General features: G+C 71.6%; 14 protein-coding genes and 1 pseudogene. 10 read left to right on the forward strand and 5 right to left on the reverse strand.

The annotated features are described in order from the left end of the window. The first annotated feature begins 108 nt into the window (after positions 1-108). From N5D62_RS16210 to N5D62_RS16235, 6 genes are all read left to right on the forward strand, one after another. Positions 109-1,023, forward strand: coding sequence for a YihY/virulence factor BrkB family protein (locus N5D62_RS16210; RefSeq protein ID WP_279758886.1), 915 nt, complete (start codon positions 109-111; stop codon positions 1,021-1,023). A 140-nt stretch (positions 1,024-1,163) separates the two neighbouring features. Beyond that, complete coding sequence (locus N5D62_RS16215; protein ID WP_279758887.1) at positions 1,164-2,327, forward strand: hypothetical protein; 1,164 nt, start codon at positions 1,164-1,166, stop codon at positions 2,325-2,327. Between the two features lie 120 nt (positions 2,328-2,447). Next, positions 2,448-3,509, forward strand: coding sequence for a glycosyltransferase family 9 protein (locus tag N5D62_RS16220; protein ID WP_279758888.1), 1,062 nt, complete (start codon positions 2,448-2,450; stop codon positions 3,507-3,509). A 184-nt stretch (positions 3,510-3,693) separates the two neighbouring features. After that, entirely contained in the window at positions 3,694-4,041 is a 348-nt protein-coding gene (locus N5D62_RS16225; protein ID WP_279758889.1) for a hypothetical protein, read from the forward strand. A 304-nt stretch (positions 4,042-4,345) separates the two neighbouring features. Then, complete coding sequence (locus N5D62_RS16230) at positions 4,346-5,803, forward strand: sigma-54 dependent transcriptional regulator (protein ID WP_279758890.1); 1,458 nt, start codon at positions 4,346-4,348, stop codon at positions 5,801-5,803. A gap of 121 nt (positions 5,804-5,924) precedes the next feature. Beyond that, positions 5,925-7,118 carry a DNA topoisomerase IB gene (locus tag N5D62_RS16235; protein WP_279758891.1) on the forward strand — a complete coding sequence of 398 codons (1,194 nt, stop codon included), beginning with the start codon at positions 5,925-5,927 and terminating at the stop codon, positions 7,116-7,118. 52 nt (positions 7,119-7,170) lie between these two features. On the opposite strand, the pseudogene N5D62_RS16240 reads toward N5D62_RS16235, so the two are convergent. Together N5D62_RS16240 and N5D62_RS16245 are read right to left on the reverse strand one after the other, a co-directional pair. After that, positions 7,171-7,719 (reverse strand): annotated as a pseudogene (locus N5D62_RS16240) (HAD-IIIA family hydrolase); the annotation flags it as partial. A 22-nt stretch (positions 7,720-7,741) separates the two neighbouring features. After that, positions 7,742-8,284, reverse strand: coding sequence for a response regulator (locus N5D62_RS16245; RefSeq protein WP_279758892.1), 543 nt, complete (start codon positions 8,282-8,284; stop codon positions 7,742-7,744). Between the two features lie 261 nt (positions 8,285-8,545). Between N5D62_RS16245 and N5D62_RS16250 the strand changes: the two genes are divergently transcribed. The 4 genes from N5D62_RS16250 (at position 8,546) to N5D62_RS16265 (ending at position 10,765) form a co-directional block, all read left to right on the forward strand. Beyond that, the gene (locus N5D62_RS16250) at positions 8,546-9,046 is read left to right on the forward strand and encodes a hypothetical protein (protein WP_279758893.1); all 501 of its coding nucleotides are present in this window, start codon (positions 8,546-8,548) and stop codon (positions 9,044-9,046) included. 262 nt (positions 9,047-9,308) lie between these two features. Continuing rightward, on the forward strand, positions 9,309-9,680 hold the full coding sequence (locus N5D62_RS16255; protein WP_279758894.1) for a hypothetical protein: 372 nt from the start codon (positions 9,309-9,311) through the stop codon (positions 9,678-9,680). 82 nt (positions 9,681-9,762) lie between these two features. Then, positions 9,763-10,233, forward strand: a complete 471-nt coding sequence (locus N5D62_RS16260; RefSeq protein WP_279758895.1) for a hypothetical protein — start codon at positions 9,763-9,765, stop codon at positions 10,231-10,233. After that, positions 10,208-10,765, forward strand: coding sequence for a hypothetical protein (locus N5D62_RS16265; RefSeq protein WP_279758896.1), 558 nt, complete (start codon positions 10,208-10,210; stop codon positions 10,763-10,765). Before N5D62_RS16260 ends, N5D62_RS16265 begins: the two co-directional genes overlap by 26 nt. 19 nt (positions 10,766-10,784) lie before the next feature. Here the strand turns inward: N5D62_RS16265 and N5D62_RS16270 are convergent, their stop codons facing one another. The 3 genes from N5D62_RS16270 to N5D62_RS16280 all read right to left on the reverse strand — a co-directional run bounded on the left by N5D62_RS16270 (position 10,785) and on the right by N5D62_RS16280 (position 14,961). After that, positions 10,785-11,243, reverse strand: a complete 459-nt coding sequence (locus N5D62_RS16270; RefSeq protein ID WP_279758897.1) for a PA2169 family four-helix-bundle protein — start codon at positions 11,241-11,243, stop codon at positions 10,785-10,787. Positions 11,244-11,291: 48 nt separating this feature from the next. Beyond that, positions 11,292-13,658, reverse strand: a complete 2,367-nt coding sequence (locus tag N5D62_RS16275) for an ATP-binding protein (RefSeq protein WP_279758898.1) — start codon at positions 13,656-13,658, stop codon at positions 11,292-11,294. 82 nt (positions 13,659-13,740) lie between these two features. Next, a complete protein-coding gene (locus N5D62_RS16280; RefSeq protein ID WP_279758899.1) occupies positions 13,741-14,961 on the reverse strand; it encodes an AI-2E family transporter in 1,221 nt (406 codons plus the stop codon). Between the last annotated feature and the right edge of the window lie 237 nt (positions 14,962-15,198).

Raw genomic sequence — 15,198 nt, forward strand, 5'->3', positions numbered from 1 at the left:
GGCAAATCGCGTGCCGAAGCGCAGTTCGCCCCGGGAATTTCCCTTGCCTGGACAACGGAATCCGCTTCAGCCTCCGACGGCCGCGACACGCCTCGCGGCCCACCGCGCATGCCCAAGCTGCCCCCCGCCGTCCACGAAGCCGTCGAGATCGTCAGCGAGGCCGCGCAGGGCTGGAGCGACGACAACGCCCCCAGCATGGGCGCCGCGCTCGCGTACTACACGCTGTTCTCGATCGCGCCGCTGTTGCTGATCGTGATCAGCGTCGCCGGCATCGTCTTCGGCGAGCAGGCCGCCCGCGGCGAGGTCATGGACCAACTCTCCGACCTGATCGGCGTGCAGGGCGCCATGGCCGTCGAGGACCTGCTCAAGCGCGTCAACCGGCCGGAGGAGGGCGGCTGGGCCGCGGTCATCGGCACCGTCGTGCTGCTGGTCGGCGCGACCTCGGTGTTCGCGGAACTGCAGAACGCCCTCAACCGGATCTGGAAGGCGCCCACCCTGCGCGAAGGCCCCGTCTGGCGCGGCGTGCTCACGCTGCTGCGCAAGCGGCTGCTGTCGCTCGGCCTGATCCTCGGCCTGGGGTTCCTGTCGATGGTGTCGATGGTCGCCAGCGCCGCGCTCGCCGCGATCAGCAAGTGGTGGACGCCATGGCTGGGATCGGAGTTCGTGCTGCTGGCGCAGATCCTCAACGCGACGCTCGCCTACGCGCTGATCACCGTGATGTTCGCCGTCATCTACAAGTGGGTGCCCGATGTCCCGGTCCGCTGGCGCGACGTCTGGGTCGGCGCGCTGATCACGTCCGCGCTGTTCAGCCTGGGCAAGGCGCTGATCGGGCTGTACATCGGCCGCAGCGGCGTCAGTTCCGCCTACGGCGCGGCCGCGTCGCTGGTGGTCATGATGCTGTGGGTCTATTACTCGACCCAGGTGTTCCTGATGGGCGCCGAACTCAGCTGGGCCTTCGCCAAGCGCCACAGCCTGCGGGAGCAGGCCGCGGCCACCGCCACGCGAACACTGCGCGAGGGCTGATCGACGACAGGCCCGATGAACAGGGATATCCCGGCGATCAGGCGTGCGGTGGAAGGCATGGTGCTTGCCTGTTCCCTTGTGATTCGGCGGCGCGTGTCGCCGGGTTTGTTCAACCGGCCAAACGGCTGAAAGGAAGTGCCATGAACCAGTATGGGCAACGAGGACGACAGGACCAGCGTCAAGAGAGCCAATGGGATCAGAGCGACCGCGATCGCCCGAACTACGGCGCGCAGTCTGGCAGCTACCGGTCGCAGGATCGCTCGCGCGACGGGGACCAGGCGGCCTACCAGGGCTCGAGCTTCCAGGCCGATCGCGACGAGCAGCGCGGCAGCGGCTATGGCGGCTACGGCGGCGGGCGCGAGTCCCGCGACGAGTACCGCCAGGACTACCGCGGCCACGGCGACCTGCAGAGCCAGGGCGGTTATCGCGGCGGTTATGAGAACGAAGGCTGGGGCGGCGACCGCGGTCGCTCGATGAGCGGCAACTACGGCGGCGGCAGCCAGGGCGGCTCCGGCGGTTACGGCGGCTACAGCGGCTCCGGCAACTACGGCAGCAGCAGCTACGGCGCGTCCAGCGGCTATGGCCAGGGCAGTTCCGGCGGCGGCGGCTACCGCGACCAGGGGCCGCGCCAGGAAGGCTGGCGCGAGGACGCCGGCCGCCGCGGCGACTACGGCGGCATGGCCGGCGGCAGCGCCAGCAGCAGCTACGGCAGCACGCTGGGCGAGCACTACGGCGGCAGCCAGGGCTGGCACGGCGGTTCGCATGAAGGCCGCGGCTACCAGGGCGGCAGCTATCAAGGCGGCGGCTACGGCGGCGGCCCGGGCGATACCTATCGAGGCGGGCAGGGCGGCTACCAAGGCAGCTCGCAAGGCGGTTCGCAGGCCCAACACCACCACGACCCCGACTACCAGCAGTGGCGCGCCGAGCAGATGCGCAACCTCGACGACGACTATCACAGCTGGCGCCAGGACCGGTACCAGAAGTTCTCCGACGACTTCAACAAGTGGCGCACGGAGCGCTCGTCGCGCCAGGGATCGAGCAGCGGCACCGGCGGCGCGGCCGGAACGCTGGGCGCGTCGTCCGGCACGTCCTCCAGCCAGTACGCCGGGCAGCAGGACACGTCCGACTCGACGCGCTACGGCCAGGGCGGCAACTCCCTGGGCAGCGGCACCGGCACGCACGAGGGCAGCCTGTCCACGTCGACCGGCTCGTCGAGCCTGTCCAGCGGCTCCACCGGCACCACGCCGAACGCGTCCGGCACGTCCTCGGGCTCGTCCGGCTCGTCGTCCGGCAAGACCAAGTGACCTCGTCCTGACGGCCCCCGCGAGGGGGCCGGCGTCGCCCTCGACGCGAGCGGGCGATCACGCGGCAGGCCGCGCCGATCCTCGTTCTCCGTCCGGCATGCCGCTTGCCCGACAAGCGCCATGATCGCGACGTCCCTCGAACAGCGCGCCCGCCCGCCGAGTCCTCCGGGACCCGACGAGGCGGGCGTGCCCGTGTTCGAGGGCCCGGCGCCGCTCGACGCCCGCCTGCTCGCCGAGGAGCGCCATCGCCGCTGGTGCAACGTGCGCCGCGTGCTGCTGGTGCGGCTGGACGGGGTGGCGGGCGTGCTGGCCTCGACGGCCGCGTTCGCGGCCTTGCACGAAACCATGCCCTGGACCCATCGCACGCTGCTGGCGGCGCCCGAGGCGCTGGTGCTGCGGCCGCACCTGCAGTCGGTGGACGACGTGATGAGCTTCAACGCGCCCTGGACCGCCTCGGGCGCCGCGGCGCTCAACGCCGAGCCGTCGACGATGCGCGGCGATGCCGAGATGCACCTGGTGCGCAAGCTGCGCCGCAGCCATTTCGACGCGGCGGTGCTGTTCTGCCCCTCCGCCCAGAGCGCCTTGCCCGCGGCGCTGCTGTGCCGCATGGCCGGCATCCCCTTGACGCTGGCGCATGTGCGCGAACCGGCGCACGGGCTGCTCAGCGACGAGGTCGCGGACGACGGCGCCGCCCACGACGACACCCGGCGCCAGCTGGACCTGGTCGACCACATCGGCATGCAAACCGCCGACGAGCGGCCGCGGCTGCGGCTGCTGCCCAAGGACAGCCACCAGATGCGGAACGCCTTGCAGCAAGCGGGGCTGGGCTTCGGTCAGCGCTACGTGCTGGTGTGCCCGGGCGGCGGCGGCGCGCGGCACTGCCCGGCCGCGGCCTTCGCGGCGGCGGCGGACGTGCTGCTGGACGCCTGGGCCGACGACACCGCGGTCGTGCTCTGCGCGCGGCCGGGCGACGAGGCGGCGCTGGCGGAACTCCGGGCCGCGATGCCGGCGCGGGGCCAGGTCTTGCCGCCGGTGGCGTCGATCGGCGAGCTCGCGGCGCTGATGGCGAGCGCGCGCGTGCTGATCGCCGTCGACGACCTGCCGCTGACCATCGCCGCGGCCACGCGCGTGCCGGCGGTGCTGCCCGGCGAGGCGCTGCGCCGAGAGCGGCTCCTGGGCTGATTGCCACTTTCCGCTGTCCCGCGAACCGGTGCGAAATCGTCACCGAACGTTGCGCCGGGCACGGTGCTTGCCTCCTGTGCCGGGCCGCGCGCGAACGCGCGGCGCTCGCCCCGGCTGGACGGATGTCCGGCCAGGGCCGATCGCGCCGATCCCGGCCGGTCGTTTCCAACACAGGAGATCTTTCATGCACCTGCGCAAGCTCGCCTGGGCGATGCCGCTGATGCTCGCCGCGACCGCGGCGCACGCGGATGGCTCCGGCAGTTTCCTGGAGGGTGCCAAGCTCGCGGCGCTGGCCCGACCGGAGGCCGCGGCCCCGGCGAACAGCCCCTCCCATCGTCCCCCGGCCGCCCCTCGGAACGCCTCCCAGGGCCAGGCGCCGGCCACGTCCACCACCGCCTTGCCGACCTCGTCCGCCGTCCTCGACGCGGATGCCGAGGTGGCCGGCGCTTCGTTCGAGATCCGCAACTTCCTCACCCTGGTCGTCGCCTTGGCCTTGGTGGGCTGGATCCAGCGCCGCCGTCGGGATGCCTGAACCCGCTCCCGACGTCCTCCGGTCCTTGACCGTCCTCCGGCACCGGCGCGATCCGCGGATCGTGGACCGGTGCCGTTCTTTCGTGGGTGTTGTTCGTATGTCGTCTGGCTCGGTACGCCTCTCGCCATCTCGTCACCGGAATTTTTTTCAAATCGATTCGCGCGGGGGGCTGGCAAGCGGTCAGCTTGCTGCAAGAATGAGTTAGGGAGGCTTGGAAGACTTTCCTCACGAATCCCCCAGTGACGCGCCGCAGAGCGCGACGGCGCCCAGGCGCCTCTCCCTTTACACAACGAAGGATGTACCGGTGACCCATGCATTGATCGTGGACGACGACGTCGATTCCGTCGCCACCCTGCAGGAACTGATTGCGAGCGAGAAGTTCACCGTGTCGGTGGCCCATACCTTGCGCGATGCCCGGCGGCACATCGCGCTGCAGCAGCCCGATGTCGTGCTGCTGGACCTGCAACTGCCGGACGGCAACGGCATGGAGCTGTTCCAGGATCCGCAACTGGTGGCCAATTCGGAGGTCGTGCTGATCACCGGCCATGCGAGCCTGGACACCTCGATCCAGGCGCTGCGCCTGGGCGCGGCCGATTACCTGGTCAAGCCGATCAACATCACGCAGCTGCAAGGCGTGCTGTCGCGGGTGATGAAACCGGCGGCGCTGCAGGCGGAGGTGTCCGCGCTCAACGCCGACCTGGCGCAGAGCGGCCACTTCGGGCTGCTGTGGGGCCGCACCCAGCCGATGCAGCGGATCTACGAGCAGATCTCGCGCGTGGCGGGCACCAGCGTGTCGGTCTTCATCAACGGCGAGAGCGGCACCGGCAAGGAGCTGGTGGCGCAGACCGTCCATGACCTGAGCCGGCGCCGCAAGAAGCCGTTCCTGGCGGTCAACTGCGGCGCGATCTCGCCCAACCTGATCGAAAGCGAGATCTTCGGCCACGAGAAGGGCGCCTTCACCGGCGCGGACAAGCAGCACGAAGGCTTCTTCGAACGCGCCAGCGGCGGCACGCTGTTCCTGGACGAGCTCACCGAGATGCCGATGGAGCTGCAGGTCAAGCTGCTGCGCGTGCTGGAGACCGGGCGCTTCATGCGGGTCGGCTCCACGACGACGCTGGACGCCGACGTGCGGGTCATCGCGGCGTCGAACCGGCCGCTGCTGCAGGCGGTGCAGGCCGGCAAGCTGCGCGAGGACCTGCTGTACCGCCTCAACGTCTTCCCGATCGAGATGCCGCCGCTGCGCGAGCGCCTGGACGACGTGCCGCTGCTGGCCGACCACTTCCTGCGCCAGATCGCGGCCAAGGAAGGCAAGAACAAGCGCTTCACCGCCAAGGCGCTGGCCCAGCTCCAGACCTACCACTGGCCGGGCAACGTGCGCGAGCTGCGCAACGCGGTCCAGCGCGCCTACGTGATGGCCGCGGCGGACGTCGTCGACGAGCAGTGGCTGCCCAAGGGCGAGGGCGCCGAGCCGCAGTCCACGGCCGCTTCGTCCGCGGCCTCGACGACGATCGCCTCGCCGGCCGCGGCCCCGGCGGCCACGGCGACGGTGTCGTCGGAGTCCTCCGGCCCGTCGGTGACGATGCCGCTGGGCAGCTCGATGGCGCAGGTCGAGAAGGCCTTCATCCTGGCCACGCTCCAGCACTACAAGCATCACAAGGAGCAGACGGCGGCCGTGCTCGGCATCAGCCTGAAGACGCTCTACAACCGCCTCAAGGAATACGCGGCCGAAGATGCCGCCGCCGCCGACAAGGCCGCGCAGTAACTCCGCCCGGCAAGGCCCGCGCGGCGCTTTCTCTTCTCTTCTCCCTCTCCCGCACTGCGGGAGAGGGCTGGGGTGAGGGTCTTGGCATGCCGCCTGCCTCGGGAGAGGCAGGAGGATGTGTATGTCACTGCGTTGGGTGTCCGATTGCGAGCCCGGCCTGCGCCGCCGGCGCGCGGCCAAGGGCTTCCGTTACGTCGATGCCGACGGGCGACCGGTCAAGGACGCCGCGACCTTGCGGCGCATCCGCGCGCTGGCGATCCCGCCGGCCTACGTCGACGTCTGGATCTGCGCCCGCGACGACGGCCACATCCAGGCCACGGCGCGTGACGCGCGCGGCCGCAAGCAGTACCGCTATCACGCCGACTGGATGGCGCTGCGCGGCGAGAACAAGTTCGGGCTGCTGTTGGACTTCGGCCAGCGCCTGCCGCGCCTGCGACGCCAGGTCGCGCGGCGCCTGCGCGAGGGCGGGCTCGACCGCGAACGCGTCATCGCCGCGCTGGTGCGGCTGCTCGACCGCACCTGGATGCGGATCGGTCACCGCGAGTACGCCCGCAGCAACGGCTCCTACGGGCTGAGCACGCTGCTGTCGCGGCACGTGAAGGTCCAGGGCGACGCGCTGCTGCTGAGCTTTCCCGGCAAGAGCGGCGTGCGCCACCAGCTCGCCGTGCGCGACGACCGGGTGGCCGCGCTGGTGCGCCGCTGCCGCGACCTGCCGGGCCAGGAACTCTTCGGCTACGAGGACGAAGCGGGCGAGCCGCACCGCATCGATGCCTCCGACGTGAACGACTGGCTCGCCAGCGCGGGCGGCCCGACCTGCAGCGCCAAGGTCTTCCGCACCTGGCATGCCAGCGTGCTGGCCCTGGACCTGCTGCTGGGCCACGCGCGCGCCGGCACCGCGCCGGTCGACGCGCTCAAGCGCACGGTGGCCGATGTCGCCACGCGCCTGGGCAACACCGTGGCGGTCTGCCGCAAGTCGTACATCCATCCGGCGGTGCTCGCCTGGGGTCAGTCGGACCGGCTGGCCGAGCTGCCGTCGCAGCGCTGGATGCGGGCGCCGCCGGCGGGCCAGGGACTGAGCATCGCGGAACGGCGCCTGATGGGCCTGCTCAAGACCCAGCCGCGGGTGGAGGTCGCTACGCCGGCGCCTGCACCGTCGACGACGGGCCCGGCGACGGGCCGATCGCGTCGCAGATCGAGTCCAGCGGATCGGCCGTCGACGCGTCCGGGTCGTCCGGCGCGCTCGCCGCGAGCAGCGCCGCGTCCGTCGTCGCGGCCGCGCGCAGCAGGTGATCGGTCAGCGACGGCCAGTCGCTGAACACGCCGTCGGGCTCCCGTAGCGGCGAACGTCGCCAGGCGGTCTCGCCGCCGGTGTCCAGCAGCAGGCCCGCCGCGCCGGCGCGATGGCCGGCCTCGACGTCGTCGAGCAGGTCGCCCACCATCCACGACCGCGCCAGGTCCAGGCCGTGCGCCCGCGCAGCGCGGGTCAGCATGCCGGGCGCGGGCTTGCGGCACAGGCAGGCCGGACGGCCTTGCGCGTCCGGCGCGTGCGGGCAGACGGCCACGTCCGTCAGCGTCACGCCGAATTCCTCCTGCAGCCGGCGCAGCAGCGCGCCCTGCAGCCGCGCGAACTGGGCGCGGGTGAAGGCGCCGCGCGCGATGCCGCTCTCGTTGGTGACCAGCACCAGCGCCAGGCCCGCCGCGCCCAGCCGCGCGAGCGCCTCGCCCGCGCCCGGCACCAGCCGCAGGCGGTTGGGATCGGCGACGGCGGCGTCGTCCGGCTCGACCAGCGTGCCGTCCTTGTCGAGGAACACGGCCGGCCGCAGCCGCGCGCGCGAGGCCACTTCCCGCTGTTCGCGGGAGAAGTCCAGGTCGTGGAGGGAGAGGGTGGTGAGCGGTGCGTCGAGCCAGGCGGTCACGGGGGTGGCCTCCTTGGCGCGATCAGCGCATCCAGCCGTAGTCGGTCTGGCGCGGCGCCAGCGACTGCTTGTGCCGGGCCATCATCCCGGGCTCTCGTCGCGTGCCTTCGGTGGCGGGGTCGATCACGACACCGCCGGACGGGGCCGCCGTCTCGATCGCGCCGGCCGAGCGAGCGGCAGGCAGATGCGCCAGCCTGGGCGGCGGCAGCAGTTCGGCCAGGCGGTCCAGGGTCTTGCGCACGTCCAGCGGCTTGGCCCACAGCTCGAGGAAGCCGCAGCCGATCGCATCGAAGTCGGAATCGGCCGTCACCGCGATCGCCGGCACCTGCGCCCAGCCGCGCCGCATGCGCAGCAGCTTCAGCAGGTCGGAGCCGTGGCAATCGGGCAGGTTGAGGTCCACCAGCAGCAGCGACGGCTGCAGCTTCGCGCTCAGGCGCCAGGCCGGCATGCCGGCTTCGGCGACATGCAGGCGCAGGTCGCGACGCTGTTCGAACATTGCCTCCATCACGATGACGTTGAGGGGGCTGTCTTCGATGTACAGCACCGAGCTGAGGCCGTCATTCATCGTTCGCTCCTTCCCTGTTCTGATCAGTTGGTCGCGAAAAAGGGCAATCGCCGTGCCCGTGAGGCTCCCCAGGGTTGGGGATTCCACGGAGGGATTCAGCGCGTCCGGTGTAACCGGCGGATGACCCCCGCGTCAACGGGGGCGACACGATGACGGGGCTTTGGGCGGCGATCGCTTCGCGATCCGCAAAGGCGCGAGCGGCGATGGGTATGAGGCTTGCCTTGGTGGGGAAGGGTCCTTTGGACTTTCAAGGAGGTCGACATGGCCACGAGCATCCGTTCCGGCGCTGCCGGCAGTGACGACGAGCGTCCCACCAGTTTTGGCGTGCACAAGCCGGTGGATCACCTGGTGATCAGTTTCGCGGACGCGACGCAGGCGGCGCAGGCCCGGGCGGCGCTGAGCGCGCACGGCATCGCGGATGGCGACCTGCATGCGGTGGGGGATCGCGAGATGGTGGCGCTGGTGGAGCGCGACCTGAAGCGCGCGAGTCCGCTGGCGGCGATCGGCCAGGAGATCAACTTGTTGCGCAGCCACGGCGAGCTGGCCGAGCGCGGTTATCACTTCCTGGTCGTGAAGGCCAAGGACGACGCGCAGGCGCGGGAGATCGCCGAGATCGCGCGCCGCAATCGTGCCGAGCGCGCGCAGTACTACGGTCACTTCATCATCGAGGAGATGTTGGAGCCGGAGGGCGGCCGCCCGCAGGTGGCGGAGTCGCCGCACCGCGGCCTGGACGCGCACCCGAAGCCGCCGCTCCCGCGCTGACGACCGCCCGCGCAGCGTCGCGCCGCGCCGCAGCGCACCACGGCTCCCCTCGTCGACTGTCTCGCTGTGGGTGAAGCGGAGGGAAACCGGTGCCCCCTGGAGCGAATTCCGAGCGGCGAGGAGGAAATTGAGCGCAAGGGGGCACCGGTTTTCCTCCGCGATCGCTCACCCGTGCGAGTGGTGCGGATGGAGGGAACGCTCCTTGCCATCAACGAGTCCACCTTCCACTGCCTTGCCGAGCATCAAGAAAGGAATTTGAGTCATGAGCACCACTCCCAACAACGAGAAGAGCGACAAGACTGTGCCGTTCACGACGTCCGAGGACGCTGCCAAGGCTTCGAACGGTGCGGGCGCCGCGCCGTCGAGCACCGCCGCGGTCGACATGGTGAATCGCGTGGCCGACAAGGCGCACGCGACGATCGATCGGCTGGCGACGTCGGCGGCCCCGGCGGCGCAGCATTTGCAGAAGAGCCTGGAGGATACGAACGATCTGCTGCACGAGCGTGCCGAGCGTTTGCGCACGACGGGCAACGAGTGGTGTGACAGTTTGCGCGACAACGTGCGCGAGCATCCGCTGATGGCGGTGGGCACGGCGCTGGCGGTTGGCATGCTGATCGCGCGGCTGACGCGTTGAGCGCGGCGCGCCCATGAGCGACAGCGCTGCTTCGTCCGCGTTCTCCGCGTCTTCCGCTTCCGCGACCGGACCCGGGGACGGCATGCCGCCGTTCCCTCCGCCGCCGGCGCCGCCCTCCGGGGCGCCGCCGCGCGGCGAGTTGCCGCCCGACGCGGGATGGCTGGGGGAGTTGCAGGGCATGGCCCGCGCGGCGCGCGGAATGTTGTCGGGCCGCCTGCTGCTGCTGGCGCTCGAGCTGCGCCGCGCGCGGCACGGGCTGGTGAGCCTGGCGATCCTGGGCGTCGTCGCCGCGATCGCCGGCGCGACGGCCTGGCTGGCGCTGTGGGCGCTGCTGGCCGCGCTGGCGGTGCACTTCGGCCTGAGCTGGCCGTGGGCGTTCGGCGGCGTGCTGGTGCTCAACCTGCTGGTGCTGCTGTGGGTCGTCGCGGCGATGAAGGCGCTGGCGCCGATGCTGTCGCTGCCGGCCTCCCGTCGCCAGTTCCACTGGCTGTTCAACGATCCGATGGATCCCGAGGAACCGAGCGCCGATGCCCGCACCGCCCCCACGCCCTGATCCCCGCCGCATTCCCGACGTCCCCGATCGCGCCGACCTGCCGGAGACGATCGAGGACCTGACGCTGCGCATCGAGATGGCCGAACTGCGCGTCGTCCGGCGCGACCTGGAGTTTCAGCTGCACTGGGACGCGCTGCACAAGCGCGGGAAGGCGGTGCTGGTGCCGAGCCGCTGGTTGCTGCCGGCGCTGGGCACCGGCGCCAGCTGGTTGTTCTGGCGGCTGATCCGTGGCCGGCGCCCTGGGCGCGGGCACCACGACCGGCATGCCGGTCGCGGGCGGCATGCTTTCCACGGCGCGGCACCGGCGGCGGGCGACGGGCAGGGCCCGGCGCATGGCGAGAACGCCGCGCGTCCGGAGTTCGGCACGCTGCAGCTGCTGACGATGCTGTGGGGGCTGATGCCGCTGAGCATCCGCGGCAAGCTCGGCCCGGAGGTGTCCCAGCTGCTGCTGGGCGTGATCGCCGGGTTCATGCACGGGCGCAAGCAGAAGCGCGAGGCGTCACGCGAGGACGATCCCGCGGCGCCGCGCTGACGCGCGGCGCCTTCTTGCCTTACACCTTCTCGGCGTTGCGCGCCTGGTCGCGCAGCAGCTTCACCTGGTCGTGGTTGCGCAGCGCGCCGGCGAGCTGTCGCTGGACCACTTCCAGCACGCCGGCCGGCAGGTCCTTCTGCGCCGCCTTGCGATAGCGGCCCACGGCCGCGTCCTCGCCGCGCTCGCATTCCTCGAGCATCGCCTTGTCGCTGTAGCCGGTCAGCGTGCCCTTGACGGCCACCCAGCCGCGATGCATCGCGCCGCTGGTGCTGCCTTCGTCCTCGGGCTGGCCGCCGTGCTGCCGCACCAGCTGCTGCAATTCCGCGCAGGCCTGGCGGCAGTCCGCGGCGCGCTGCGCGAAGACCTCGCGCAGGCTGGTGCTTTTGACGTGCTCGGCGCAGCTCAGGAAGCCGTACTCGCCGTCCTTGCAGGTCTCGATCAGCGTGTTCAGTTCGTCGATGACGTCCTTGTTGTCCATGGCAGTCCTTTCCGAAAGGGGGAGTGGAGATGCCAGGGATTCAGCAAGTCACGTACCCGTGGGCAGCCCCATCGCGCGCCGCAGCGCCTCCAGGATCTGCGACGGCGACGCCGGCTTGCGCAGCACGATGAACGAGGACTCGGCCGTCAGCGCCTCGCTGAAGCCGCTGATCAGCACGATCGGCAGCCCGGCGCGGCGCGTGCGCAGCTCGCGGGCCAGCGCCTGGCCGTCCATCGAGCCCGGCATCACCACGTCCGACAACACCACGTCCACCGCCGCGCCGCTGCCGAACAGCTGCAGCGCCTCGTCCGCGTCCTTGGCCGACAGCACCTGGCAGGAGAAGCTGCGCAGCAGGCTGGCGGTGACGCGGTTGAGTTCCTCGTTGTCCTCCACCAGCAGCACCCGCGCGCCGGCCAGGCTGTTGGCGCGCGCGTCCTCGCGCGGCTGGTCGGGCCGGGCGCGCACCGGCGCGCTGGCCTGCGACGGCAGCAGCAGCGTCACCGTCGTGCCCGCGCCGAGCTGGCTGGCGATGCGCGCCGTGCCGCCGGCCTGCACGCAGAAGCCCATCACCTGGCTCAGCCCCAGGCCGGTGCCCTTGCCGACCTGCTTGGTGGTGAAGAAGGGCTCGAAGACGCGTCCCAGGATGTCGTCCGGGATGCCCGGGCCGCGGTCGGTGAAGGTGATGGCCACGTACTCGCCGGGCGCCAGGTCCTGCACGTCGCCCGGCGACGCGCGGCCGGCCTCGAGCGTGATCTCGCCCATGCCGTTGGTCGCGTCGCGCGCGTTCAGCGCGATGTTGATCAGCGCGAGCTCCAGCTCCGACGGATCGACCCGCACGCTGGGCAGGTCCGGCGCCATCGTCGTCGTCAGCTGCATCCGCTTGCCCAGCACCGTGGCCAGCAGCTCGTTCATCTCGCCCAGCGTCGAGCGCAGGTCGATCACCTGCGGATGCACCGGCTGGCGTCCCGACACGCGCAGCAGATGCTGCGTCAACCGGCTGCCGACATCGACCGACCGCATGATCGCGCCCAGCGGCATCGCCATCGACTCGGCATGCGGGCTGCGCTGGATCAGGTGCGCGCTGTTGCTGATCACGCCCAGCAGGTTGTTGAAGTCGTGCGCGACGCCGCCGGTCAGCCGGCCCAGCGCGGCGATGCGCTGCGCGCGCGAGCTCAGCTGTTCCGCCTCGCGGGTGCGGTCGATCGCCTCGTTGACGCGGTCCTCCAGCTCCGAGCGCCCCTGGCGGATCGCGGCGCTGGCATCCTCGAGCGCCAGGGCCACCTCGTCGCATTCGAGCATGCCGGTCCTGGGCGCGCGCACCGGCTCGCCGGCGCGCAGCGCGTTGGCGATCTCGTTGAGCGCGTGGATCGGGCCCGAGATGCGGCGGCTGATCCACAGCGCGCCGAACATGCCCACCAGCACCAGCAGCAGCGCGCCCACGGCGATCGGCTGCAGCGCGGTGCTGCCGCCCAGGCCCGCCAGGCCTGACACCCGCGGCACCGCGGTGACCACGGTCCAGCCCTGCGGCGACTTGCTGAAGTAGCCCAGCACCGGCTTGCCGTCGAGGTTGACCGACTCGAACTGGGCCTCGTCCCGCGTCGCCATCAGCCGCTTGAGGTCGTCGGTGGCGGGGCGCCCGGCGTAGCTGATGCCGCCGGGGTGACGGGCGACGATGGTGCCGCTGCCGTCCATGATCGTCGCGGTCCAGTCGCCGGGCAGGCGCTGCGCGTCGATGATCTGCTGCAGCTCCTGCGGCAGCACGGTGATCGTCATGTTCAGCCAGACATGGCCGCCGCGCTCGATCGGCTGGACGATCTGCGCGCGCAGCTGGCCGGTGGCGCGGTCCGGGCCGAGGTCGCCGATCACCGCCTGCTCCGACAGTGGCACCGACTCGCGCACCAGCACCGGCCGCGAGGCGGCCCGCGTGGGCAGGCCCGGCGGGACGGTGGCCGCCGACGTGGCGGCGGCCGAGGCGCCGGTGGCGGGCGGGAAGGCGACGGGTGGCGCGAGCGGCGCGGCGGGAACCGCGCCCGTCGGCGGCGTGTCCGCCACCCGCCCGGCGGCAAGCCGCGTGCTGAACAGCGTCCGGTCCGGCGCGGCCAGCTCGACCCAGCCGGCCAGTCCCTGCATCGCGCGGCGCGACTGCAGTTCCAGCATCGCCAGGTCGTCGGCCGGGATCTGCGGCGAGCTGTCCAGGATCTGCGACAGCGACAGCACCCGCGCGATGTTGGCCCGGCGCGCCAGTTCCTTGTCCACCACCATCGACAGCGCGCGCGTGCTGTCGCGCATGTGGCGCACGGTGGCTTCCTGCTCGTCGCTCCAGGTCTGCCAACTGACCCACAGCGCCGCGATGATGCCGGGCAGCATCACGGACAGGACGAGCACGAGCAGGCGGGAACGGATCGGCAGGGGCATGGGCGAGGGGGCGGCGGAGGAACGGGCGTGGCGCCGCGGCCAGAAGGCGGCGGCGCGGACGCGGGAGCGTCGAGGCGGCAGATTATGGGCGGTGCTGTTCAAGGGGGTCCGAGCGTGGGGTGGGGCGGCCGGCGGCGGTGGCGCCGCCTGGGGAGACGGGACCGGCGGGGCCGTCGGGATGGGGACGCAGCAAGGCGCTCAACGGCGGGCAGGGGCGGTCGCTGCCGCGCAGGTAGACGGCGACCGGACGCATGCGGCGGTTGCGCTGGCTGAGGCTGCGCAGGCAGATCAGCAGCGGCACCGCGAGCACCGCGCCGGCCACGCCCCAGAGCCAGCCCCAGAACATCACCGACAGCAGCACCGACAGCGGATTCATCGACAGCCGCTTGCCGATCACCATCGGCGTGATGACGTTGGATTCGACCGCGTGGATGCACAGGTAGGCCGCCACCGGCGCCAGCAGCGACCCGACCCCGGCATCGCCCAGCGACGAGGCGAGCGCGGCCGCCAGCAGCAGCCCCGACATGATCAGCGGACCGAGGTAGGGCACGAAGTTCAGCAGGCCGGCCACCGCGCCCCACAGGCCGGGATTGGGCAGGTCCACCAGCCACATCGTGCCGGCCACCACCAGCCCCATGACGAGGTTGATCGCCGAGACCGAGACCACGTAGCGCGAGATGTCGCGCTGCGCCGCGCGCAGCCCGCCGAGCACCACCGCGCGCAGCCGCTGCCGGTGCGGCAGCAGCTCGATGCAGCGCGACAGCACCCAGTGCTCCGACGCCAGGAGGAAATACAGCAGGATCGTCGTCGCGGCGGCCGACACCAGGAACTTCACGCCGGTGCCCAGCACCTGCGCCGTCAGCGCGACACCCTCGCTGGCCAGCCGCTCCCGCAAGGGATCGTTCGGCGGCGTCGCCGCGGCCGCGCGTCCCGCGCGACGCTCCACCGGCGGACCGAAACCCGGAATCGCCGCCCGCCACCGGTCCACCCGGTTCAAGGCCTGCGACACCGCCACCGGCGCCCGCTGCCACCAGTCCGCCACCGGCTCGGCCAGCAAGGCCACGCTCAATACCGTGCAGCCCACCAGCGTCGTCACCAACATCGCGGCGCTCACCGCCTCCGGCATGCCGTGATGCCGCATCGTCCGCACCGCCGGCGCCAGCACGAAGGTCAGGATCAACGCCACCAGCACCGGCAACACGATCGCGCTCGCCTCCTTCAGCAGGAAGACCAGCGCGATCAACAGCAGGCCCCGCGTCGCCCAGCGGCGCATCGAGGTCGGGGGCAGGGGGGCGGAACGCAAGATGGTAAGGATGACGAAATGCGAGGGCGGTCACTGCGGCGAAGCAAGGGACGGGCCAACCGCGTTGGCGACGTGGGTACAGGGGGTTACCTCGGGCCTGTCTTGCGTGGGTTGGCGATGCACCGCCCAACTGCTCGACGCCAAGCGCGGACCCTCCACGAGGCATGGGGGATCCCTCCTGGACCCCCAAGCCTCATTCCGGTCCCAGTAGCGCCCGCGGCCTTCGCTTTCTTCTTG

The sequence above is a fragment of the Mitsuaria sp. GD03876 genome, assembly GCF_029840635.1.
Classification (GTDB): domain Bacteria; phylum Pseudomonadota; class Gammaproteobacteria; order Burkholderiales; family Burkholderiaceae_C; genus Roseateles.

What these genes read in the sequence shown, in the direction of transcription:
- N5D62_RS16215 (WP_279758887.1), top strand. Translation starts at nt 1,164, where the DNA reads ATGAACCAGTATGGGCAACGAGGACGACAGGACCAGCGTCAAGAGAGC.
- N5D62_RS16265 (WP_279758896.1), top strand. Translation starts at nt 10,208, where the DNA reads ATGCCCGCACCGCCCCCACGCCCTGATCCCCGCCGCATTCCCGACGTC.
- N5D62_RS16250 (WP_279758893.1), top strand. Translation starts at nt 8,546, where the DNA reads ATGGCCACGAGCATCCGTTCCGGCGCTGCCGGCAGTGACGACGAGCGT.
- N5D62_RS16220 (WP_279758888.1), top strand. Translation starts at nt 2,448, where the DNA reads ATGATCGCGACGTCCCTCGAACAGCGCGCCCGCCCGCCGAGTCCTCCG.
- N5D62_RS16210 (WP_279758886.1), top strand. Translation starts at nt 109, where the DNA reads ATGCCCAAGCTGCCCCCCGCCGTCCACGAAGCCGTCGAGATCGTCAGC.
- N5D62_RS16255 (WP_279758894.1), top strand. Translation starts at nt 9,309, where the DNA reads ATGAGCACCACTCCCAACAACGAGAAGAGCGACAAGACTGTGCCGTTC.
- N5D62_RS16275 (WP_279758898.1), bottom strand. Translation starts at nt 13,658, where the DNA reads ATGCCCCTGCCGATCCGTTCCCGCCTGCTCGTGCTCGTCCTGTCCGTG.
- N5D62_RS16260 (WP_279758895.1), top strand. Translation starts at nt 9,763, where the DNA reads ATGCCGCCGTTCCCTCCGCCGCCGGCGCCGCCCTCCGGGGCGCCGCCG.
- N5D62_RS16225 (WP_279758889.1), top strand. Translation starts at nt 3,694, where the DNA reads ATGCACCTGCGCAAGCTCGCCTGGGCGATGCCGCTGATGCTCGCCGCG.
- N5D62_RS16270 (WP_279758897.1), bottom strand. Translation starts at nt 11,243, where the DNA reads ATGGACAACAAGGACGTCATCGACGAACTGAACACGCTGATCGAGACC.
- N5D62_RS16235 (WP_279758891.1), top strand. Translation starts at nt 5,925, where the DNA reads ATGTCACTGCGTTGGGTGTCCGATTGCGAGCCCGGCCTGCGCCGCCGG.
- N5D62_RS16245 (WP_279758892.1), bottom strand. Translation starts at nt 8,284, where the DNA reads ATGAATGACGGCCTCAGCTCGGTGCTGTACATCGAAGACAGCCCCCTC.